This window comes from Gaoshiqia hydrogeniformans (assembly GCF_049347105.1).
Taxonomy (GTDB): domain Bacteria; phylum Bacteroidota; class Bacteroidia; order Bacteroidales; family Prolixibacteraceae; genus Gaoshiqia; species Gaoshiqia hydrogeniformans.
In genome coordinates, this window is sequence record NZ_CP186334.1 from 3,909,489 (window position 1) to 3,933,482 (window position 23,994).

Here is a 23,994-nt window from a genome sequence, read left to right on the forward strand (position 1 = left end):
ATGAAACGTTTTTTTCGCTATCCTGCTTTGATGCTGCTGTTGAGTGTATTATCAGGTTCTGTTTTTGCTCAGAATCTGTACAAAACCACAAAACAATTGTGGAAGCCGCAGCATGATCAGGTTTATTTACAGGAAGTTGCGGAGAAAATCGCTTTTGACCGACCGGTTCAGGCAGTCGCAATTCTTGATCAAACATGTTTCGCCGTAATTGATCAAAAAATCTTTCGTCTCGAAAACGGCGTCTTAAATACAGAAAAGAACTCGCCGGAAGGGGTGACCCGGCTCATTAACGGCGCCGGCAGCCTGTGGGCGCTAACTTCAAAAGGCATTTACAAACTGGAGGGATTAAGATGGGAGAAAACGGATGACCGGGAGTATGTGGATATTTGCATCCATCAGGGACATTTACATGCTGCCACCCGGGAAGAAATTTTTCGGTTCGAAAACGACAGGTTTGTGTCCATCAAGCCCGAAGGAGGCTACTATTCAAGCGATGCGACGATGCAGATGGAGGACGGGACTCAGATTCATGCCGAGCCGGTCAGGCTGGGACCAATCACGCGGATTGAGTCTTACAGTGAAACGCTTCATATCCTTCGCCCCGGTGAGTTGATTTTATTTGACGGTTTGGTGGTTAATCGCGATTTTATTGATTGGGGCAGGCTTCCGTCCAAAAACACAACAGATTTGCTCAGTTTTGGCAGCCGCTTGTTTATCGCTACCGATAAAGGATTGGCGGTATTACGCGGGGCAGCCTTGTCAACGATTAAAGGAGCAGACGGCCTCCCGGTTGAAAACGCAACCTGTTTGGCGAAAGGCTTTGATAACGACATTTGGATCGGTACAAAAAGCGGAGCTGTTCGGATGTTGGATAACGATTGGCATTATTTCGGCGCTGCCCACTGGTTGCCAGGAAATAAAGTGAACGATATCGCTGTTGCCGACAAAATGGTCTGTGTTGCTACCGATCAGGGAATCGGGGTCATCCGGTACGAACCTTATACACTTCTGAAAAAGGCGGCTTATTATGAGAACCACCTGGACGTGTGGGGACATAAGCGGCTGGGATTTATTCATACCCTGTATGAAAAAGACGGTGAGTGGATCAGGCATATCAGTGACAACGACGGCGGGCACACAGCTACCTGGTTGGCAGCTATGTGTTTTAAGTACGCTGTTACCGGCGACCCGGAAGCCCGGAAGGAAGCGGAGGAATCGTTTAAAGCTATGCTTTGGCTGGAACGGATTGTACCGGTTGACGGGTTTTTTGCCCGCGCCATCTGGTCGGTCACCGCCGATAAAGATGAAAAAAGCAGCCAGGGCTCGGGTGGCCTGCCTGCAAAATGGTATCCTACAGCCGATGGAAAATGGTTTTGGAAAGGCGATACATCGAGCGATGAGGTTACGGCTCATTTCTATTCGGTATCGCTGTTTCACGATTTGGTGGCCGAAGGTAAGGCAAAGGAAATGGCCCGGGAGCATTTGGACCGGATCGCTTCCTATATTTTGGAAAGTGGTTTTGTGTTGCCAGATATGGATGGTAATCCCACCCGTTGGGGACGATGGAATCCTGAGTACCTGCTGCGGCCTTACGGTTACGCCGACCGGGGACTCAACGGACTGGAAGCTTTGATGTTTATGCAGACGGCTCTGGCGCTTACCGGTAATCAAAAATATGAAAAAGGCTATCACCAGTTGGTCGATTGGGATTATCCCGCAAATACCATCCGTCAGAAAAATGTATTTCCGCCAGAGGTTTTGGCGCCCTGGGACGACGACCTGGCATTCGAAAGCTACAACACCTTGCTTCGTTATACCAATGACCCCGTTTTCAGATCGGTTTACCTTCGCAGTCTCGAACGTACCTGGGAAGTGAAACGGATGGAACAAATGCCCTGGTTTAATTTTACCTACGGCGCGATTACCGGCAACGATTGTGAACCTGAAAAAGCCATAAAACACCTGCGTGAATGGACCCTGGACTGTACGGTCCATGATTTTGAGAATTCGCATCGCGACGATTTATACACCGAACCGGGATATATGGCTTATGAAGGTGTTCCACGCGTGGTTTCGCCACGCGAAACAGCCGTGATGACAGGCAGTAACGCGACTCTTTTAGACGGCGGCTCAGGTGGAAATGTCGTGAAAGAGCCTACCTCCTTTCTCCGGAATTACTGGATGGGCCGTTATTTTGGTTTTATACAGGCTCCCGAAACCAACGATCCGGAATTGATTTCGGTCCCGAAATCACAGGCCGGCATTCGGGGTGCAGCGCCTTACGACGGGCCGAAGAGGCCCGATTTGTACTAATTCAGTGAAAAGTTAAACGATGAAAAACGAATGAATGAATTTGAGATTCAGGATTGCAAAGCGCAGTTGTCAGAATTCAGATGGATTAACCAGCCCCGCGTATTTTGGCTGGAAGACGATGGCCTGGCGCTGATCACCGATCCTGAAACCGATTTTTGGCAACAAACCTATTATGGATTTAAAAACGACAACGGACATACTTTTGTCAAAGAGGTGGAAGGTAATTTTACCTTCTCGGTACGGACTTGGTTTGAGGTTAAAGCCCGCTACGATCAATGTGGAATTATTCTTTATCAGGATAGCGAAAACTGGATGAAGGCGGCTGTTGAACACGAAAATCATCACTTTGCCCGGCTGGGATCGGTGGTTACCAACCTGGGATATTCCGATTGGGCCACCACCGATATTCCGGTAACCCTTGCATCGGTTTGGTACCGTTTAAGCCGGCGCGGACAGGATTTCTACCTCGAATTTTCAGTGGATGGAAAAAAGTACCGGCAGATGCGGATGTTTCACATGCACAAACCCATTTCGGTCGCCCGGATCGGCGTTTACGCATGCAGCCCGTTGAAGTCAAGCTTTAAAGCTGTTTTTTCCTATTTTGAATTAAGCCGGTCTAAATGGAGGAAATACCATGAAGGAATGCACGGAGGCTTCTAAACAGGCATTGACCGACAGTGCAAACCGAATTGATGAAAACAATCGGGAAGAAGATCATTATCTGGGTCTCGATATTGGAGGGACAAAATGCGCTGTCGTATTGGGAAACTCTTCTTTTTCCATCAAAAGGAAAATTTTTTTCGAAACCCGCGTTGAACGTGGTTTTGAAGCAATTCTCCTTGAATTCGGGCAGCATATCGATTCAATCCTGGCCGGTTTTCCTGATGTCAGGCTGAAAAAAATCGGGATTAGTTGCGGGGGGCCCCTGGATTCGAAAACGGGGATGATCTGTTCGCCTCCCAATCTTCCGGGCTGGGACCGGGTGCCGATTGTCGAAATTTTCAGAAAAAGGTACGGCGTTGAGACCATGTTGCAAAACGATGCCAACGCCTGCGCGCTGGCTGAATGGATGATGGGCGCCGGGAAAGGGACGCGGAATATGATTTTCCTGACTTTCGGGACAGGCATGGGCGCCGGCCTGATTTTAAACGGCGAATTGTACAGCGGAACCAATGATTTGGGCGGCGAAGCGGGGCACATCCGCCTGGCGTCCGATGGCCCGGTAGGATTTGGAAAAGCCGGCTCGTTCGAAGGGTTTTGCAGCGGGGGCGGAATTGCTCAGCTGGCCAAATCAATGGTCGCCGAAAGGCTGGCAAACAACCAGATTGTTGCTTTTTGCCCGTCGCCGGAGCTCATTCATACGATTGATGCTAAAATGGTTGCCCGGGCGGCACAAACAGGCGATCCGGTTGCCCTTGAAATTATTCAGATATCTGCTGATTATCTTGGTCGCGGGCTTGCCATCCTGATCGATTTATTCAACCCCGAATGTATTGTTATCGGAAGCATTTATGCCCGGAATGAAATGCTCTTTAAGCCGGGCATGGAAAAAATTTTAACGCAGGAAGCTATTCCCGCAGCCGTGAAGGTCTGCCGGATCAAACCGGCAGCGCTGGGTGATTCGATCGGCGATTATGCAGCGCTCTGTGTGGCCATGTATGGAACCTTAAAAGGTCGTGAAAATGAAACATTCTGATTTTTTGTATCAGCTAACCGAAAGATATCCGCAGTTGATACCGCTTCAAAACGATATCAAAAAAGCGGCTGAAGCGCTGATTGGCTGTTATCAGCAGGGCCGGAAAGTGTTGATTTGCGGTAATGGTGGAAGTTGTTCCGACTCCGGCCACATGGCCGGCGAGTTGATGAAAGGTTTTGAACGTGCGAGACCGCTCAGGCGTGAACTGAAAAGCCGGCTGGAGGCAATCGCCGGAGAGCGTGGCGCGTACCTGGCCGAAAAACTTCAGCAGGCCCTGCCGGCTATTTCGCTTGCAGCACACAATGCTTTGATAACGGCCGTATCGAACGATATGGATGCCGACCTGATTTTTGCCCAGCAGGTTGTTGGTTACGGAATGGCGGGCGATGTGTTAATCGCCATCAGCAGTTCGGGAAATTCGCGGAATGTGGTCGACGCCGTCATTACCGCGAAAGCCAGGGGATTGTTGGTGATCGGATTAACCGGCGAAACCGGCGGACAGATGAACGCATACTGCGATATCCTGATCCGGGTTCCCGAACAAAATACGGCTTTCATCCAGGAGTTGCATCTGCCTGTTTATCACACGCTCTGTCTGGTGGTCGAAGATCATTTTTTCGCCGTTAAACATTAACGGTTAACTGTCAAACCATCAAAATCCAAAACTTGTGAAACATTCAACAATCAGACTTCAAAAAACACTGCCTGTATTTATGTCTTTCGTGGTGATGGGCTTTGTTGATATCGTTGGCGTTGCAACCGGTTTCATCAAAAAAGACTTTGGCCTGACCGATGACCTGGCCCAACTGATTCCGTCGATGGCATTATTCTGGTTCTTTGTATTGTCGGTTCCTTCAGGAATTTTACAGGATGCATACGGCAAACGGCGAATGCTTAACCTGGGTATGCTCTTAACAGGTGCGGGGATGATCGTTCCATTCATCCATTATTCGTTTCCGGTGATGCTTTTCGCGTTTATTGTTTTGGGAATCGGGAATACGATTGTTCAGGTTTCGGCAAATCCCTTGCTTCACGATGTTTCTCCGCGGGAAAAATACGCCAGTTACATGAGCCTTTCCCAGTTTATTAAGGCGATTGTTTCCCTGTTGGGCCCGGTGATCACCACCCTGATGGCAACTGCTTTTGGTAACTGGAAACTCGTTTTTATGGTTTACGCACTTACTTCGGGTTTAGCGGTGTTGTGGCTGTCTGTTACAAAAATTGAAGAAACCAAAGGTGATGCGCCGGCAACGTTTAAAAGTTGTTTCCGCCTGCTGAAAAATCCCTTTGTCGTTGTGATGGCGCTGGGCATATTTATGCTGGTGGGATCGGATGTTGGTATGAATTCCAATATTGCCAATTTTCTTCAAAATCAGTTTGGACTAACGCTCGAACGGGCTTCGCTGGGGATCAGCCTGTATTTTACGGCGCTGATGATCGGGAGGTTGTCCGGGGCCATCCTGCTGAACTGGATCGCGGCCCGACGGTTCCTGCTGTTGACGGCCATCGTAGCATTGGCCGGCCTGATTGCCATGTTGGTGGTGAGATCGGCGCTGGTTGTACAAATGGCGATTTTTGTGGTTGGTCTGGGCTCGGCCAATCTGTTTCCGCTTATTTTCGCCATCACCCTCGAAAAAATGCCCGAACGGGCCAACGAAGTCTCAGGTTTGATGATTATGGCCGTTTCGGGAGGCGCATTTCTTCCGCCTTTAATGGGGCTGCTGAGTACCCATGTTGGCGTGAAAGCCGGTTTTCTGGTGTTGGTTTTGGCGATGCTTTATCTGGTGGGTGCCGGACTTTATGCCTTAAAAAGATAAAAATACAGGTCATGAAAAAGGAACAGCTACAAAAGGTACTTGAGGACATCAGCCGGGTGAAAATGGCCGTTTTGGGCGATTTCTGCCTCGATGCCTATTGGTTCATCGATGAGTCGAAAAGTGAGGTTTCCGTCGAAACCGGGCAGGCAACGAGGTCTGTGCACCAACAAAAATACTCGCCGGGCGGAGCCGGCAACGTGACCAACAACCTGGCGGCGATCGGGGTCAAAGATATTCGGGCCTTTGGGGTGATCGGAACCGATCCTTTTGGCGAAGAGATGCTCCGGATTATGCGCCTGGCCGGGATCAAAACCCATAATTTACTGGTTCAGCGCGAGGCTTGGTCAACCCATACCTATTCGAAACCCTATATCGGAGATCGTGAGTTAAACCGCATCGATTTCGGAAACTACAATGTCCTGTCTAACGAAACAGCCGACCGCTTAATGGCGGGTCTTGCCGGTGAAATCCCTGAAGTGGATGTGGTCCTGATCAATCAGCAGGTTCCCTCGGGTATCCATACCGGTTATTTCAAACAGGAACTGCTGGGGCTGATCCGGCGTTTTCCCGAAAAGATGTTTATTGTTGACAGCCGGAATTTCAACGATTTTTATGACGGCGCCATTCGTAAGATGAACGACACCGAAGCCGCCCGCCTGTGCGGACTAAATAAGCAACCGGATGAGGTGGTGGCGTATTCGGAGCTTGTTGCCTGTGCCGGAGAATTATTTAAGAGATTCAGGAAACCCTTATTCATTACGCGGGGAGAAAGGGGTTCATTAACTGTCAGCGAAAAAGGCATTTCCGACATTCCGGGCCTGATGATTATTTCGCGGGTCGATACCGTGGGGGCAGGCGACAGTTACCTGGCCGGTGCAGCCGCTGCATTGGCAGCCGGTTATGATTTAGACCTGGCAGCCCGGATCGGCAGTTATGTGGCCGGGGTTACCGTTCAGAAACTATTTCAGACCGGAACGGCCTCTCCCGAAGAAATTATCGCGATTGGCAGCGACCCCGATTACCTGTATGCTCCCGAACTGGCCGAAAATATACGGCGGGCAAACTATCTTCCCGGTACCGAAATCGAACTGATTAACCCGTGGGTGGAAAAGCGCCCTGTCGAACATGCTATTTTCGATCACGACGGGACCATCTCCACCTTACGCGAAGGCTGGGAGCACATCATGGGCCCGATGATGGTAAAAGCCATTTTGGGTAACAAATTTAGCGATGCAGATGAAGCGCTGTATCAGAAAGTCCGGGAGCGTGTGAATGATTACATCGACAAAACCACCGGCATCCAGACGCTTGTTCAAATGAAAGGCCTGCTGGATATGATCCGAGAATTTGGCTGTGTGCCTGAAGAAGAGATGCTTGACGAGTTTGGATACAAAACAATCTACAACGACGAGTTGTTGCAGATGGTAAACCGTCGTCTGGCGAAATATGAAAAGGGAGAACTGTCCCTGGACGATTTTACGGTGAAGAATGCAGTCCCCTTTCTTCAGAAACTTCGGGATTCGGGGGTGAAACTTTACCTGGCCAGCGGCACCGATGAGGAAGATGTAAAAAATGAAGCCCGGACGATGGGATACGATCATCTATTTGAAGGACGGATTTACGGCGCAGTGGGCGATGTGACCAAAGAGGCCAAAAAAATGGTGCTCGACCGTATACTGGAAACCATCGGGGATGCCGCCTGTAAAACCTTACTCACCTTTGGCGACGGACCGGTTGAGATCAGGGAAACGCGCAAACGGGGCGGGCTTGCCGTAGGAGTGGCCAGTGATGAGCTGAAACGTTTTGGTTTGAATGAAAGTAAACGGACAAGACTGATCAAAGCCGGGGCCGACCTTGTTATCCCCGATTTCTCGCAGTCTGAAAACTTACTAAACCTGCTAACCCGCTAATGACTAATGACTAATGACTAATGACTAATGACTAATCACTAATGACTAATCAATTATAAATGCCTTACCCAAAATTTAACCGCGACCTGCTGTCGGTCAGTAAACTGAGCGAGCGGAAAAACAAGGTTGATATCGAACGAGATCACATCCCGCTGACACGAAAACCGGAAAATCTGTCGGAACAGGCAAACGTGCTGGTCAAAAAAACGGCGGAGCGCATCCGCCGGGCCCGGGGAAAAGACCGGTCGGTGATGCTGGTTTTTGGCGCCCACACCATCAAAAACGGCATGTCGCCTGCTTTAATCGGTTTAATGGAGGAAGGCTGGGTAACGCACCTCGCTACCAACGGGGCGGGCATCATTCACGACTGGGAGTTCGCCTTTCAGGGAAAATCGAGCGAAGATGTTCGCGAAAACGTCAACCGCGGACAATTTGGAATTTGGGACGAAACCGGTTTTAATATTAACCTGGCCCTGATTGTGGGTGCATACGAAGGGTTGGGTTATGGCGAATCGGTGGGCAAGATGATTTCGAAGGAAGGATTGCAGATCCCTGAAATTTCAACCTTGTATGAAGAAGCAGCGGCCAATCTGAAAATCGAGCCCGGTCTGGCAGCAGCGGCCGTTGACCTGGCCGGGGTGATCTGCAAATTTGATCTGAAACCAGGTTTCAGAAACATTCCCCATCCGTATAAAAAATATTCGGCACAGGCCCGTGCTTTTGAACTGGGGATTCCGTTTACCGGACACCCCATGTTTGGGCACGACATCATTTACAATCATCCGCTGAACCACGGAGCTGCCCTGGGACGTGTCGCCCTGAATGATTTTCTGTGTTTCGCCGAAAGCGTACGGAATCTGGATGACGGGGTTTACATGTCAATCGGCTCGGCCGTGATGTCGCCCATGATCTTTGAGAAATCGCTGTCGATGTCGCAAAACCTGGAGATACAACGAAACAGCCACATGGATCATCATTATATGCTGATTGTTGATTTGGCCAGGTCGGACTGGGATTGGCAACGGAATGGCGAGCCGCCGGCGGATAATCCGGCCTATTACCTGCGCTACTGCAAAACATTCAGCCGAATGGGCGGTGAAATGGATTACCTGACAGCCGATAACCGCGATTTTCTACTGGCTCTTTGCCACGAACTGCTGGCGAAATAGCGCTAAGAACCTAACAAAATGAATATGGACAGGAATGAAATTTTGAAATTAAAGCAGGAGGCCGAAAACCACCTGGTTAACGAATTACTTCCATTCTGGATAAGTCGTATGAAGGATGAAGTTAACGGGGGATTTCTGACTCATTTCGACAAAAACGGAAACGATTCGGGCGAGGATGAAAAGTCGTTAATTGGCCAAACCCGTTGCCTGTACACCATGGCGTCGGCTCATCGCGCCGGTTACGGCGACGGGAAATGTGCGGAACTGGCTAAACATGGGGCCGATTACCTGATCGGCCATATGTGGGACGACGAATTTGGCGGACTCTACTGGATGACGGACCGAAAGGGGCGGGTGAAAATTGATCAAAAAATCATTTACGGGCATAGTTTTGCCATGTATTCGCTCAGTGAATATACGCTGGCAACCGGCGACCCGCGAGGAATCGAATATGCTGAAAAGGTGTTCGACCTGCTTCAAAAATATGGCGTCGATTCGATGTATGGCGGTTATTGGGAAATGTTTCGCCGCGATTGGACGCTTTGCGGACCGGGAAGCCAGGGCGGCGACCGGAAAACCCTTGATGTGCATATGCACCTGATGGAAGCGTTTACCACGCTTTATGAATGTACCGGAAAAGATGTTCATAAGCGAAAGTTGCTCGAAGATATTGACCTGTTGGTTAACCGCATTATCCATCCGGTTCATAAAACAGGCATTCCGCAGTTTTTTAAAGATTGGTCGGTAGCTCCGCAAATTAAATTCGATATCATCTGGGGCTGGGACCGTTTTTCGGAAGAAGGACAAAAGGGCAACGCCACCGATAATACCTGCTACGGGCACAATGCCGAGTTTGCCTGGTTGCTGATCCATGCGTTTCAGGTTCTGGGAATTGATCCGAAAACCGATGCCGGTCTGTTTCGGACAATCTTCGAACACACCGTCAATCATGGCATCGATACCGAATTTGGCGGCGTTTATGTGGAAGGCCCCCATTCGGGCGGCGTTTATGACCGGGAAAAAGAATTCTGGCAACAGGCCGAAGTCCTGATTGGTTTGCTTGATGCGTTCATCCTGTTTGGCGATGAGAAATATTGGGAGGCTTATAAAAACGTGCATCGGTTTGTATTCGACAAGGTGGTCAACAAAGGCGTAGGCGAGTGGTATCCATTGCTGACGCGCCGCGGCGAACCCATCTGGACGCACATGGGCCATTCCTGGAAGATTAATTATCACACCGTCAGGGCCATGATTCAAAGCATCCGGCGGATGGAGAACATGCTGGGCCAGCTTTAGGGCAAGTAACCAGTAACCAGTAACCAGTAACCAGTAACCAGTAACCAGTGACCAGTAACCAGTGACCAGTAACCAGCAATAAATCATCAGTTTATGGATCTCACCTTAACTATGGCCGATTGGATTGTGTTGTCGATTGTGATGGGCGGCAGTCTTTCGTTCGGGTTGTACATGGCCTATCTGAAAAAAGCGGGACAGAGCAGTTCCAATTTTTTTCTTGGCGGGAGGTCGATCAAGTGGCCGGTTGTTGGGGCTTCGCTATTTGCCACCAATATTGGGGCAGAGCATTTGGTCGGCCTTTCCGGCGATTCGTACCGTTATGGTCTTTCGGCCGGTTCCGTGGAACTGACTTGCGCAATTACGCTTGGTGTTGCCTGTGCGGTCCTGTTTCCTTACTACATGAAAAACAAGATTTATACAATCCCCGAATTTCTCGAATTGCGGTATAACAGGCGGGCCCGGACATTCTTTTCCGGTTTGATGCTGATTATTAGTATCATGACAAAGCTGGCTTTTACCTTATTTGCCGGGGCGCTGGTTTTAAACAGCATCCTGGGATGGGATGTGATGATCACTGTTTTTTACATTGCCCTTGCCGTTGCCGTTTTTACCATTGTCGGGGGTTTTACCGCTGTTGCTTATTCCGATGTGATCCAGGTGGTTGTCCTGATTGCCGGGGCCACAATTATGCTGGTGATCGGACTTGACCAGGCAGACGGATGGAACGGACTGATTGCCAAAGCGCCGGATATGATGAAGATTGGCAAAGCCTATGATGACCCGGTTTATCCGTTTTGGGGGATTCTGGCCACTGCTTTTTATGCCGGAATTTTTTATTGGGGGATCGATCAGGTGAATGTTCAGCGGGTGCTTGCGGCTCCTGATCTGAATCATGCGCGCTGGGGGGCTATGTTTGCCACGCTGCTGAAACTTTTTCCCATCTTTATTTTTGCACTGCCCGGAGTCATTGCCTATGCGTTGTTTCCGGGCGAGTTGCAGGGCGAAGCCACCCGGCAGACTTTTGTTTTGTTGTTGAACAAGCTGCTGCCAAACGGTTTACGGGGCCTTATGCTCGCGTCGTTGATGGCAGCCTTGGTCACCTCCCTGATTGCCGTGCTGAATTCGGTGTCAACCTTGATCGTTCGCGATTTTATCGTTGAATACCGTCCGGGAATTACTGAAAAAAAGCAGGTGAAACTGGGCCGTTATTTCATCCTGCTGGTCACGCTTCTTGGAATCGGCGCAGCCTACCTGGTTTATAAAAATGAAGAAGGTTTATACAAATACCTGCAAACCATTACGGCCTACCTGGTATTGCCGGTGTTCCCCGCGATTTTTTTCGGTATTGTCAGCAAAAGAGTGACCTTGGCCGGAGCTGCGGTTTCCGTACTTGCAGGGCTAATTCTGGCCACCGTATTTGTCATCGACCAGTTGCTGGGACCCGATGCGGCAAAAGAGATCTTTCCCATTCTGCATCATAAACTGACTCTAAATTTCGGATATCGCGGCCTTTGGGCCGAAATACTGGTCACCGGGGTACTTTTCGGGGTTTCTGCATTCACAAAAAAAACGGACCCGGAAAAGTTGGCAAAAACAACGGTCAATTTCTCAAAGGGGCTTGCCCGCTTTGAAGGAATTTCGGATTGGCGTTTGCATTTGGGGATTCTTTCGCTCATCACGTTGTTCCTGTATATCTGGTTATTCTGACCTGACCGTGACACAATAGAAAAACAAGAGTTCGTGAAAATGTTTGTTAAATTGCATGAAATTAAATCAGAAATGAGAACAGCCCCGGTATTTAAAACCGAATTCATTATGAAACAAATAACCTGTCTGCTGATTATTGTTTTCCTGTTTGCCGGAATTCAGCTCCGGTTGGTTGCACAAACCGGCGACCCGGTTGATCATGTCAACCCGTTTATTGGCACCGGTTTCTTTGGGCATACCTTTCCCGGTCCTTCATTGCCGTACGCCATGGTTCACCTAAGCCCCGATGTAAATACGCAGGGGTGGACCTATTGTGCCGGCTATCTCTATTCCGAAACTTCCATCATGGGATTCAGCCATACGCACTGGAGCGGCGTGGGTATGGTAAACGGGGGCGAGGTACTGCTGATGCCGACGGTTGGAAACAGGCTTCAGACCGTTCCCGGACCGCCTGAAAATCCGGATGAAGGATACCGGTCGCGGTTTGACCACGACAACGAATCGGCATCGCCGGGATATTATTCGGTTCTTTTGAAAGATTACCAGGTGAAGGTTGAACTGACCACGACCAAAAGAGCCGGCTTTCACCGGTACACCTTTCCGAAAACAGAGAATGCCCGTATTATTCTCGATTTGGGGCACCAGATCGGGAATCATTTTTCGGACGAATTATCGGAGCTGAGCATCCTGAACAACAACCGGATTGAAGGCGTGAAAAGCGCCGGTTTGGGGAAGCTTTATTTTGTGGCCGAATTCAGTAAACCCTTCTTGTATTACGGAACGTTCGACAATGATTATAAAACGCCGGAATCGGGAGGAAGCATCTGGCCTTACAAAAACGGGGAAACCGGTAAAAACATCGGCGCCTTTGTCACCTTCCGAACGTCGGAAAATGAACAGGTGTTGGTGAAAGTGGGCATCTCGTACACCGGCGTGGAAGGGGCACGCAGGAACCTGAGCGCCGAAATTCCCGGCTGGGAATTCGACCGGGTACGAAACGAGGCCCGTTCGGTTTGGCAGAAAGAATTGTCGCGCATCCGGATTGACGGTGCTACCGACGACCAGAAGGAGATTTTTTATACCGCCATGTACCATTCATTGCTTGCCCAGTATATTTCGCAGGATGTGGATGGAAAATACCTGGGTTCGGACAAAAAGATCTACGAAGCCAAAGGATACGATTTTTACGGATCCTTTTCGTGTTGGGATACTTACCGTTCGCAGCATCCGCTGTTAACCATTATTGCCCCCGGCCGCGTGAACGATTTTATCAAATCGATTGTTTCGAAAACAAAGACTTATGGTTGGTTTCCGGCTCAACATTTTCTGAATGTGTACGGCGAATCGATGGTGGGCGATCACCTGGTCCCGGTGATTGTCGACGCGTACCGGAAGGGTTACCGCGATTACGATGTGAAATTTCTGTACGAAGCCATGCGCAAAAAGGCGCTGGAAGAGCCCAAGCCACCGGTTCCGGCGCAGGCGGGGCGCTCGGGCCTGCGTTATTACATCGATCTGGGCTATACCCCGGTCGACCGGGTAACCGAATCGGTCCCGAATACACTGGAGTTGGCTTACGACGATTGGTGCATCGCGCAGTTGGCCCGTGAACTCGGGAAAGAAGAGGATTATCGGCTGTTTATGAAACGAGCCGGAAACTATAAAAATCTGTGGGACAGCCAAACTCAGTTCATGCGGCCCAAACAAGCCGATGGCAGCTGGCTGGAAGCGCTGGACGGACGGGAACAGGAAATTGTCACCGAAGGTAGTCATGCGTATTACCGCTATTTCGACCCCTTGCTGGTTGGCCGTCGCCCCAACCGCCACTATACCGAGTCGAATGCCTGGCATTATATCTGGTCGGTTCAGCACGATGTGCCCGGACTGATTGACCTGTTTGGAGGCAACAAGGCTTTTACGGCAAAGCTGGACACTTTCTTTGAAATGAGCCCGAATATCACGCCGCCCAAGTATGTGGGCGTGGTAGGAACAATCGGGCAGTATGTTCACGGAAATCAACCCTCGCACCATGTGGCCTACCTGTATAATTATGCCGGGCAGCCTTGGAAAACGCAAGAGCACGTGCGGCAGGTGATGGACGGGCTTTACCGGACCGGCCCCGGCGGTTTATGCGGGAACGAGGACATGGGATCGCTTTCTTCGTGGTACGTGTTAAGCGCTTTGGGATTTTACCCGGTTACTCCCGGAGACCCTGTTTATGCCATCGGGAGCCCTTTGTTTGGCGAAGCAGTCATTCAACTCGAAAACGGAAAGGCGTTTACAATTGAAGCCCGGAATAACTCAGCAGCCAACAAATTCATTCAATCAGCTGTTTTAAATGGTAATCCGTTGAATAAACCCTGGCTTTCTCACCGGGAGGTTATGGCGGGCGGGAAATTGATTTTTGAAATGGGACCCAAACCCAATAAAAAATGGGGAACTGATAACCAGATGTAATTTAAAATTATACAAGTGAAAAGAAGAGATTTTTTAAATTTTGGAGTGATTGCGGCTGCCGGAGGAGTTGTTTCCTCCTCGGCCCTGATCGGATGCAGTAACGAAGTAAAGAACAAAAGCCGGGGTAAAACCAAAAATATCATTTTCCTGGTAAGCGACGGGATGAGTTCAGGAACGCTTACTATGGCCGATCTCCTGTTGCAGCGGAAAACCGGAAACGGTAGCCACTGGATTGACCTGTACCGCGAAAACAGGGTGTCGAGGGCTTTAATGGATACGGCATCGGCCAGTTCGCTTGTAACCGACTCGGCTGCGGCCAGTTCGGCCTGGGGCGGCGGGCACCGGGTAAAAAGCGGATCGTTGAATGTGGGCGTTGACGGCACGATGTATAAACCGATTTTTCAGAAATTCAAAGAGGCCGGCAAATCGGTGGGTTGCGTGACGACCTGTCCCATCACCCACGCAACTCCTGCAGGTTTTTGTATCAATAAAAAAGACCGGGGCGAACAGAGCCTGATTGCCGAATTGTACCTGCCCCTGCATTTTGATGTCATGATGGGCGGCGGAACCCAGTATTTCAGCCACGAAACCCGGGCCGACGGGAAAGATCTTTTCTCGGTGTTTGCCGATGAAGGATATACGGTGGTCAGGACGAAACAACAAATGAATGCCTCTGTCGGCGACAAGCCGCTGTTGGGCGTTTTTCATAAAGACGGGCTGCCTTACAGCATCGACCACAAAGAAGACAACCACTTGCTGGAGACAGTCCCTTCTTTAGCCGAGCTGACGCAGCGGGCCATTGATCAGCTCAGCCAAAACCCCAATGGATTTGCGCTTCAGGTTGAAGGCGGAAAAGTGGATTGGGCTGCTCATGCCAACGATACCGGAGCGGTATTGTATGATCAGATTGCGTTTGATGAAGCCATTGGCGTGGCGATTGCCTTCGCCGAACAGCGCGACGATACCCTGGTGATTGTTACCACCGACCACGGCAACTCAAATCCGGGATTATTCGGAAACATCGAAGGATTCGATTTGATTCAACATTACAAACACAGCAATGAGTGGATCTTACGGAATATTACCAGGAATGACTCTCCCTCGCGGCTGATCGAACAAATCCATTTTGCCCAGGGATATGCCATTACCGATGGCGAAGCGCGTGAAATTCTGGCTCATTATGCCGATCAGGCTAACGACGGACTTTATAACAATTATAAGCTGCCGTTTAAACTATTGGCAAGCATTCAGCAAAAATATAACGGAGTTGGCTGGGCCGGAACCGGACATTCAGCCGATTTTGTTGAACTGGCCATGTTCGGACAGGGAAGCGAACTGCTCAACCCCTTTGTTAAAAATACGGATCTTCACTACCTGATGCTCGAGGCAACAGGCGTAAATGTGGAGTCTGCTGTTCTTGCTCCCGCTTGATTGAACTTGACTTTTTTCCGGGCGATGTCTTTTGCTTATTAAAATGATTGGTCTGAATTCGTCACCGATGGAGGCGCAGCTCCGGGCGCTGCTCCCCATTTTTTGTTTGGGAGCGGGCCCATCTCAAGTTCAAGGATGGCTCCTTTCATCAGGTCGGCATGTGTAAACCACGGCCGGTTTAGCGTTTGCCCGTTTAGCCGGGCCGATTGGATGTACTTGTTCACCGTGGAGTTATTCCTGGCCTTGAGGGTGAAGGTATTGCCGTTTGCGAGTTTGATCTGCACTTCTTCAAAAACCGGACTGCCAATGGTATAAACCGGTATGCCCGGCGTAACCGGATAAAAGCCCATCGACGAAAATACCACGAAGGCAGTCATTCCCCCGCCGTCTTCATCACCCGGAATCCCGAAAATATTGTCTTTAAACCAAACATCGAGCAGAAACCGGATTCGTTTCAGGGAAATCGCTTTTAAACTTTGAGTACTTTTTCTCTGTAATCGTCTTTCAGTGCAGCAAAGAGCCTTTTCTTTTTTTTGGATGCTTTAAGTGATGGTTCCTTTTCGAGCAAGGCCAGGGCAATTTTGGCAATAATATTAAAGTTCCTCGCTGAGTAATCCTTCTTTTTTAATAAGTTATCCTCGTTGAATACCACGTCCAAAGACCAGTGCAGGTTATTTTCTACTGCCCAATGAGAACGGATAGCCTGGTTTAGTTTTGCCGGGTCTGGTTTCAGGGAGGTAATGTAATACCTGGTTTCTTCACTGGTTTGCCCTGTTTGTTTAATATACCGTTCGCTCTTGATTTGTACCACCGACCGTATCCCCTCCCATTGTTCTTTCTCGTCCATAAAGTCCAGCTTCCCGGTGGCACGGCATGTCCTGGTTTCAACTCTTCCATGTCCGGCATCAATTGTCTGGTCCTGGGTGCAATCTTTCTGGATACGGAATATTTTCTCAACCTGTTCTTTGAGTTCCTTTTGATTGTCTTTCACCATTAAAATGTAGTCGGCTTTTTGCCCGATGATCTTGCGGGCAATTTCTTTTTGGCACCCCATCGCGTCAATGGTAACGATGCACCCTTTGATGGCAAGTAGTTCAAGCAACTGTGGAATGGCCACAATTTCATTTTCTTTCTGGTCAACCCCAACCTGGCCCAGGCATAAACGGCTTTGTGCGGCATAGGCAGAAACCACATGCACTGCTGATTTGGGTATACCCAACCGGCCTGAACCGCAAATGCTTTTCCCGTCAAATGCAATAACCTCCCCTTTGGTCAGATCAGAAATAGAGTTGACCCAGGCCATGAAACATTCATTAAAACGCACCGGGTCCAACCGGCAGAAAAGCTTCCCGAGAACATCATGGGACGGTATTCCGTGCTTGTAGGGAAAAAAACGCCGGAGCCACTCCAGCTTCGCCTTGCCAAACAACTGGATAGAGACCCATTCTTCTGCACCGCTGATCACAGCAGCAATAACAAGAAAAAGTATCTCGTCGAGCGGGTAATAAAAATGGCCTTTGTTTGTTCTGCGGGGATCTTCCAAGGTAGAGAAAAATTGTTGGAAAACATTTTGTTTAGTACGATTTTCTGCGTTTTGAACAGTCATTTTTTTGACGAAACCCAAAACCGTGATAAATATAGTAATAATTATTCAAGCTATGAAGAACATTAATATTTTAAAAGCGATTTCCCTGGGATTCGTTTTTGTGTTTTCCAGGGTTCCCCGACATAGTTGTACAGGTACGGAATGTGAAAGCTGGGCTCGTTGCCCATCGAAAACTGCCCGACCAGGCCGGTTGCATCAGGAAACTTTGCCCAGAACTGGTATTTTGGCCGTCCCAGGTTTTCGCGGAAAAGCTGGTCGAGGTTTGCCCGGAAGTTTTCCGGCCCGCCCATCAGTTGTACCAGCCCCTGAATATCGTGCTGTACCTGCCATTGGTAGGTATAGGCATTGTTTTCGTCGTAGTAGTCGCGTCCGCCCATGCCCCCGTCAAATTTCGGGTCAATCTCAATCCATTCTCCCTGGGCGTTTTTGGGCGAAAAGAGCTTTTTCTCCTGACGGTATAAATGGCGGTAGTTACCGGCATGTGCGCCGAAATATGCCTGATCATCGGTATATCCCAGCTCTTTGGCCAGTTCAGCAAGCGCCCAGTCGTCGTAACTGTGGCCTAAGGTGATGGCTACGCTCTGTCGCTTTTCAAAATCGTGGACTGCCTCCACCGTTTCCGTTTCACCCGGAGCCAGGGCCGGGTAGAAGCCATGATCGCGGTAGAACGAATCGAGCGCACATTTCGGGCCATTTCGCCAGGGGAGCATGGTGGCTTCGTAGCCGTTTTTTCGCATGCCTTCGTAAGCTTTAGTCATGTCGTAAGAGCGAATACCTTTTCTCCAGGCATCCAGAAAAACAATAGTCGAATGAAAGCCGTTCATGGCCGGGTCGTCTTGGTAGATCAGTGGAAACTGGGGCATCCATCCTCCTTGTTCGTACATATTGACATAGGATTGGAGCATGTCTGCTTCCTGCTCCGGATCGAGGATCATCCGCAGCGGGTGATGGGCCAGGTAAGTATCCCACACCCAGTCGTCGACATAAAAATCGCGGTCGCTTTCGTGTACGCGGTGGTCGTATCCGCTGTAGTACCTGCCATATTCGTTGATGTTGACCATGCGTTCGTAGCAACGGTAAAGCGAGCTGTAGAAAGTCCTGCGTTGGGCTTCGGTTCCTCCCTTTAACCGGATCTGGTCCATCTTTCCGGCCCAAACCTGTTCTCCCTTATTTTTGAATGACTCAAAATCCGGGTTCCGGATTTCGTTTTCGAAGTTAGCTTTGGCCTGTTCGTCGCTGATGAATGACACCGCGTAGCTGAACCCGACCGGCTCGTTCGAATTGAATTGGGCCCACATTACGGGAGCCGCTTGTTTTGCGCCGGTGTTCACGGCCGGTTCAGCTTCCTCCAATGATTCGGCTTCCCGGTCAAATTCGCCGTAAACAAATGCTTTCATCCCGTAGAACTGTTCTTCGCCCGCAAATGAACGCTTCGAGATGACCTTCCAACGGCCCTCGTGGTTAATTTGAAACCGCAGTGTTTGCTTGCTTTTTTCAGGAAAAGTGAAGCGGTAAAGCCCGGTTTTGCTGCCGGGAACAAATTCTACGCGGATATCTTCATCGATCAGGTAAGTCGAATAATAGTAAGGTTTTATCACTTCGAGCCCGTGATCGTAAGTCTGTCGTTTTTTCCAGCTTTCGGTATTAGCCTCTCCGGATCCGGGCAACACTCCGAATAATTCGCCTTTTCGGTGCGAAATGATGGTCAGCGGGAAAAAGCTGATCTGATCATCGAGGTAATCGGCCCGCACCGGATGCATCCTGATCAGTTGGTTGGGCAAGTGAACGGTGGGTCTGGTCGGAACCAGCAAATGGCCCACATTCCCGATTGTCGGGTCCACATAGCGGAGGTTTGTTTTTTCGCTTTGCCTGTTTGTGCATCCGGTCGCCAGCAGAAACAGCAAGGCCGGAATGAATATGGATTTTACCCGGGCGGCGTTCATAACACGATTATTTTTTTGGCCAGGAGCCGTTTACAATGGCTTTGGTTTTGATCTTTGCCGGATCAATCACTACCTGTTTAATCAGCTCGCGGTTCCAGGTGTAGGTGATGTGGACCAGTCCATCGCTTGTTTGAATGACCGCCGGGTAGGAATATTCGCCTTTCGGATTCGGGTCGTTTTCGAGTAATACGGCGGCTTCCCATGACTTCCCGTCTTTCGAAACCGCAGTTCCCAAAATGTTCCTTCCTTTTTCGGCCGGGGTGAAAACCAAAAATTGTTGTCCGTCATCCAGCGTTACGGCGTCAATTCCCGAATTGTTGTTGGGCAAGGCAGTCGGTTTCAGGGCTGACCAGCTTTGGCCGTTATCGTTTGACCACGATTCGATAATTGCTTTGTTTTTGCTCCGGCAAAGAAGCTGGATCGCGCCATCCGGATAAAAGAGCAGGGTGGGTTGGATCGTTTGGTAATTGCCGTTATCCACATCAATTTTTTTCCAGTTTTTCAGGTCCTGGTCCGAAGTTTCCATGTAAATGTTCCATGTTTCAGGCGTTTCGAAACTTGTCGGGTAAAGGATGGTTCCGTCAGCCAACCGTTCGGGTTTGTTTTTGATGGGGCCAAGCAGGTCGCCGGGGATTTTTACTGCTTCCGACCAGGTTTCGCCATTGTCGGGTGAAATTTTATAAAGTCCCCACCAGCTACGCGGATCGGGGCCCACTTTGTAGTACAGAACCAGATTGCCGTTGTCGCGGCTGAACAGGACCGGGTTCCAGCAGGGATATCTTTTCCCGTCCTCGATTCCGTCGGCAGCAAGGACCGGTTTTCCCCACTTCCCGTTAACCTGGCGGGCTGTGTAAATGCAGACATCCGGATGTCTTTCTTCGGTTCCGCCAAACCAGGCAGCTACCAGTCCGGCAGGGGTTTCGGCCAGCGTTGAAGCGTGGCAACTCGGAAAGTCAACATCCTGTTTCTGATAAATAAACTCTGAACGGACAAGGGCTTCCGATCCGTTAAACGGATTTTGCGCCTGTGTTGACATGGCAAAAAGCGCCGCTGTGGTTAGTGAAATCAATTTAGTCATCGTTGTAATTTGAAAGGTTAATCGTAGTTTGTTCATCCTGTTGCCAGGCATTTCAGGTATTGAAGAATAAACAGAGAACAGAATTAGATACCCGGCTTTTTCTTTGAAAAAAGCTTCGCTAACAAGAAACCGGTAAGCGAGATGGCCAATGTTCCGAAAACAATGGTGAGGTTGCTGTGGAACGGGCTGCGGAAAGCTGGCAAACCGCCGTTGTTAAAAAAGACCGGCGAAATACTCATCCAGATGATCAGTAAAGCCCCGATGATAACGCCAATGGCTGCGTCGATGTTTCTGACTTTTTTCGACAGGTATCCTAAAAGAAACAATCCGAGCATGCCGCCGCTGAAAATAGAGGCAAGCGCCCACCAGGCGTCCAGGACGCTTTCGACGCCTACCAGCGTCAGGGCGACCAGGATCCCAAGGAACCCGAAAATGAAGGAGGAGATATACAGCGTCTTCATCGACGACTTTTCGGTTGCATTTTTATTGAAGTACCTCCGGTAATAGTCCGACAGAACAATGGTGGCGGTGCTGTTGATACTGGTTGACACGGTGCTCATGCCGGCAGAAAAAATGGCTGCGATCAGCAGTCCGGTTATTCCGGCAGGTAATCCGTTGACAATATAATGCGGAAAAACCTTATCCCCGGCGCCCGCCATCCGGAGTTCGTCGGGCAATAAACCAGCTTGCGCCGTGTAATACGAAAAAAGCGCGGTCCCGATGTAAAAGAAAACAGCCGATACCGGCACGTAAAGCAATGATCCAAACAGCGCCGACGATTTGGCTTCCCTGTCGGAACTGGTGGTCATATATCGTTGAATATAATTCTGGTCGATACCGTAATTCTGAAGGTTGATGAATAAACCGTAAATAAGCACGACCCAAAATGTTGAATCAGTGAGGCTGGCTCCGAAACTTCCCAGACTGAACTTATGATTGGCCGATGCGATTTCGAGAAGCTGGCCGGGCCCCTCGGGCATCGAAAACGTTAAGGCCAGGGCGCAAACAAGGGCCCCGGCAATCAGGATAATCCCCTGAATAGCATCGGTCCAGATCACCGCCTGAATGCCTCCTAGCATGGAGTAGACCGTAACCGCGATGCCGGTGACAATGATAATTGTTTTCACGTTCCACCCGAACAAGGCGTTCAGAGGAAGGGCCAGCAATAAAAGGATGGCGCCGGTACGCATTAACTGGGTTAACATGTAACAGGCCGACGCGTATATTCGGGCCCAAACACCAAAACGGATTTCGAGGTAATTGTAGGCTGAAATGCTTCCGATTCCCCGGTAAAGCGGGATGAAGAATTTAACGGCCAGGATGGAGGCCACCGGGATGGAAAGACTAAATACAAATGCGTTCCAGTTCGAGGTATAGGCCTTACCCGGCAAGGCTAAAAAACTGATACTGCTTACGAATGTGGCGAATATCGACATGCCAACAACCCAGGCAGGCAACTTTCCCCCTCCCGACGTAAACTGATCGGAGGTCTTGTTCCGAAAGAAAAAACTGCTGCCAAAGATTACGTTTCCGATCACCAGGACGATGAAGACAATAAGGTCGGGAAGAGGAAGTTTCATTTAAATTTAGTTTCGGGGTTAAATATTTTTCAGTGGCCGGTATCTTGTTCCATAACGGCGTTCAATTCGCTGATATGCTGTTCTATTTTTTTTCGTTCTTCTTTGCTGTGCCGGCGAAGCGGCATCATCATGTAATCGCTGCAAATATTCATGACCGATAAAGCACATTTAATTCCTTTTGTAATCCGGGAATAATGTTTCCCGACGTTGTAAATCGTGTTGTTGAGCAAAATGACTTTTTCCCGAAGAACGGCGATCCGGTCAAAATCCCTGTTTACAGATGCCCGGTATAAATCTACAAATAATCCCGGATATAGGTTGGCTCCCCCGGCAACAGCTCCGTGCCCTCCGTTTAAAATCGTTTCGGGCAAAAACAACTCGGTGCCGGCAATAATGGAGAAGTCGGGCGAATCTTTAAATTGGTCAATAAGGGCATAGGTGTACAACAAATCGCCCGAACTGTCTTTAACACCAATGGCCCCCAGTTCTTTGGCTTTGCGGATGGTTTCGACCGACATGTGTAATTTCGTGCAACCGGGCATATCGTACATCAGGAATGGTAACGGCAACCTTGGCACGATGTTGTCCAGGTAATCCCTCATCTCTTCCTGCGAGATGGGCATGTAATACGGAGGGGCAATCACCAGGCCGTCTATGCCCACGGTTGCCGCGTATTCGGCCAGGTTCAGCGACTCTTCGAGCGAGGTGTCAGTAATACCCGCTACAATGGGGATCCGGCGGTTTACCAGCTCTCCGGTCCGTTTTAAAAGCTCTTTCCGAAGTTGGTAACTTAAGCTGGTCGCCTCGCCCGTTGTGCCAAGCATAAATAATCCGTGCACTCCTCCGGCAATCAAGTGTTCAACCAGTCGTTCCAAGCCTTCCACATCCAGTTCCCGGTCGTTCAACAGCGGCGTAATCACCGGAGGTATAATCCCTTTTAATATCAGCTTCATGACGTTTTATCTGTTAGCAAATAATGAATAATCATGTTATCCGGAAACACACACTTCCCGATATTCAAAGGAAATAGATTACGCAAAACTTTGCTTCAGCTATTTTGTTCTGTTTATGTAGTATTTTAACTGAATTTTAATGATAAATATTTATATTTGAGAGGATGAGTTAAAAAAGAATGAATTATGGAGTTTATCTACGAAAAAATTTTACTGCCCTATAAACGGACGTTTATCACCCGGAAGTTACAAATGGATCCCAAAGCGAACAAAATTCATTCCCATAAAAATTTTGAACTTAATTTAATCACATCGGGCGCGGGAAGGCGAATTGTAGGTAACCATATCTCAAGTTACACCCGGGGCGACCTGGTGCTCTTAGGCCCGAACCTGTACCACTGCTGGGAAATTCAGGAAACAGAGGATCAGCAGGAAGGAGAATGTATTGTCACGCATTTCTCCGAAAACATTATCAATTCCGATTTTTTTAACATCCCCGAACTGGAGCCGGTGGTCACCTTATTGAAAGATGCCGGGAACGGAATCTTTTTTAAAGGCCGAAAGGCCGAAAAAGTGGCGGCATCAATCGGACGGATGATTAGTTTATCCGGACTGGAACTGTACATTGAATTACTGAAAGTTTTTAACCTCCTGCTTCAGATTGAAGATCGTGAATACCTGGCTCTTCCGTCGAGCCAGCCGCATGTTCATGAAAAAGATACCGATCAGATCAACAAAGTTTACGAATACGTGTTTCAGAACATCCGCGAAGGGGTTAAACTCAAGGAGGCTTCAGACCTGGTTTGCATGGAACCGGGCTCGTTTTGCCGCTATTTTAAAAAGAAAACCAACCAAACCTTTATGGATTATGTGAAAAACGTGCGGATTGGCATTGCTGCGAAGTTGCTGGTTGAAACCGATAAACAAATTACCCAGATTTGTTTTGAATGCGGCTATAATAACCTGGCCAATTTCAATCATTATTTCAAAGACATCATGGGGAAAACGCCCTCGGAGTACCGGAAAAATTTTAAATAA

Annotated in this window: 18 protein-coding genes; 12 read left to right on the forward strand and 6 right to left on the reverse strand. The window is 49.2% G+C overall.

Annotated elements, in window-relative coordinates; genetic code table 11:
- The 11 genes from ACOIT5_RS15485 (at position 1) to ACOIT5_RS15535 (ending at position 15,796) form a co-directional block, all read left to right on the forward strand.
- The gene (locus tag ACOIT5_RS15485) at positions 1-2,313 is read left to right on the forward strand and encodes a hypothetical protein (protein ID WP_423127063.1); all 2,313 of its coding nucleotides are present in this window, start codon (positions 1-3) and stop codon (positions 2,311-2,313) included.
- 30 nt (positions 2,314-2,343) lie between these two features.
- Positions 2,344-2,973: a DUF1349 domain-containing protein gene (locus ACOIT5_RS15490; RefSeq protein WP_423127064.1), complete on the forward strand. Its 630-nt coding sequence runs from the start codon at positions 2,344-2,346 to the stop codon at positions 2,971-2,973.
- Positions 2,948-4,009: an ROK family protein gene (locus tag ACOIT5_RS15495; protein WP_423127065.1), complete on the forward strand. Its 1,062-nt coding sequence runs from the start codon at positions 2,948-2,950 to the stop codon at positions 4,007-4,009. Before ACOIT5_RS15490 ends, ACOIT5_RS15495 begins: the two co-directional genes overlap by 26 nt.
- Positions 3,996-4,643 carry a D-sedoheptulose-7-phosphate isomerase gene (locus tag ACOIT5_RS15500; RefSeq protein ID WP_423127066.1) on the forward strand — a complete coding sequence of 216 codons (648 nt, stop codon included), beginning with the start codon at positions 3,996-3,998 and terminating at the stop codon, positions 4,641-4,643. The genes ACOIT5_RS15495 and ACOIT5_RS15500 overlap by 14 nt, the downstream gene beginning before the upstream one ends.
- A gap of 34 nt (positions 4,644-4,677) precedes the next feature.
- The gene (locus ACOIT5_RS15505; protein ID WP_423127067.1) at positions 4,678-5,826 is read left to right on the forward strand and encodes an MFS transporter; all 1,149 of its coding nucleotides are present in this window, start codon (positions 4,678-4,680) and stop codon (positions 5,824-5,826) included.
- An 11-nt stretch (positions 5,827-5,837) separates the two neighbouring features.
- Complete coding sequence (locus tag ACOIT5_RS15510; protein ID WP_423127068.1) at positions 5,838-7,736, forward strand: PfkB family carbohydrate kinase; 1,899 nt, start codon at positions 5,838-5,840, stop codon at positions 7,734-7,736.
- Between the two features lie 59 nt (positions 7,737-7,795).
- Positions 7,796-8,905, forward strand: a complete 1,110-nt coding sequence (locus ACOIT5_RS15515) for a hypothetical protein (protein WP_423127069.1) — start codon at positions 7,796-7,798, stop codon at positions 8,903-8,905.
- Positions 8,906-8,929: 24 nt separating this feature from the next.
- Positions 8,930-10,201, forward strand: coding sequence for an AGE family epimerase/isomerase (locus ACOIT5_RS15520; protein ID WP_423127070.1), 1,272 nt, complete (start codon positions 8,930-8,932; stop codon positions 10,199-10,201).
- 93 nt (positions 10,202-10,294) lie between these two features.
- The gene (locus ACOIT5_RS15525) at positions 10,295-11,908 is read left to right on the forward strand and encodes an SLC5 family protein (RefSeq protein ID WP_423127071.1); all 1,614 of its coding nucleotides are present in this window, start codon (positions 10,295-10,297) and stop codon (positions 11,906-11,908) included.
- 108 nt (positions 11,909-12,016) lie between these two features.
- The gene (locus ACOIT5_RS15530) at positions 12,017-14,365 is read left to right on the forward strand and encodes a GH92 family glycosyl hydrolase (protein ID WP_423127072.1); all 2,349 of its coding nucleotides are present in this window, start codon (positions 12,017-12,019) and stop codon (positions 14,363-14,365) included.
- A gap of 15 nt (positions 14,366-14,380) precedes the next feature.
- A complete protein-coding gene (locus ACOIT5_RS15535) occupies positions 14,381-15,796 on the forward strand; it encodes an alkaline phosphatase (RefSeq protein WP_423127073.1) in 1,416 nt (471 codons plus the stop codon).
- 38 nt (positions 15,797-15,834) lie between these two features.
- Here ACOIT5_RS15535 and ACOIT5_RS15540 read toward each other — a convergent pair whose 3' ends face one another.
- The 6 genes from ACOIT5_RS15540 to ACOIT5_RS15565 form a co-directional block, all read right to left on the reverse strand.
- Complete coding sequence (locus ACOIT5_RS15540; protein WP_423130624.1) at positions 15,835-16,335, reverse strand: glycoside hydrolase domain-containing protein; 501 nt, start codon at positions 16,333-16,335, stop codon at positions 15,835-15,837.
- The gene (locus ACOIT5_RS15545) at positions 16,266-17,402 is read right to left on the reverse strand and encodes an ISAs1 family transposase (protein ID WP_423126340.1); all 1,137 of its coding nucleotides are present in this window, start codon (positions 17,400-17,402) and stop codon (positions 16,266-16,268) included. The genes ACOIT5_RS15540 and ACOIT5_RS15545 overlap by 70 nt, the downstream gene beginning before the upstream one ends.
- A 62-nt stretch (positions 17,403-17,464) precedes the next feature.
- Positions 17,465-19,345: a GH92 family glycosyl hydrolase gene (locus ACOIT5_RS15550; protein ID WP_423127074.1), complete on the reverse strand. Its 1,881-nt coding sequence runs from the start codon at positions 19,343-19,345 to the stop codon at positions 17,465-17,467.
- A 7-nt stretch (positions 19,346-19,352) separates the two neighbouring features.
- Positions 19,353-20,423 (reverse strand): sialidase family protein, encoded by a 1,071-nt coding sequence (locus ACOIT5_RS15555; protein ID WP_423127075.1) that lies wholly within the window; start codon positions 20,421-20,423, stop codon positions 19,353-19,355.
- A gap of 83 nt (positions 20,424-20,506) precedes the next feature.
- Positions 20,507-22,003, reverse strand: coding sequence for a sodium:solute symporter (locus tag ACOIT5_RS15560; protein WP_423127076.1), 1,497 nt, complete (start codon positions 22,001-22,003; stop codon positions 20,507-20,509).
- Positions 22,004-22,032: 29 nt separating this feature from the next.
- Positions 22,033-22,956, reverse strand: a complete 924-nt coding sequence (locus ACOIT5_RS15565; protein WP_423127077.1) for a dihydrodipicolinate synthase family protein — start codon at positions 22,954-22,956, stop codon at positions 22,033-22,035.
- Positions 22,957-23,142: 186 nt separating this feature from the next.
- Between ACOIT5_RS15565 and ACOIT5_RS15570 the strand changes: the two genes are divergently transcribed.
- Positions 23,143-23,994 carry an AraC family transcriptional regulator gene (locus ACOIT5_RS15570; protein ID WP_423127078.1) on the forward strand — a complete coding sequence of 284 codons (852 nt, stop codon included), beginning with the start codon at positions 23,143-23,145 and terminating at the stop codon, positions 23,992-23,994.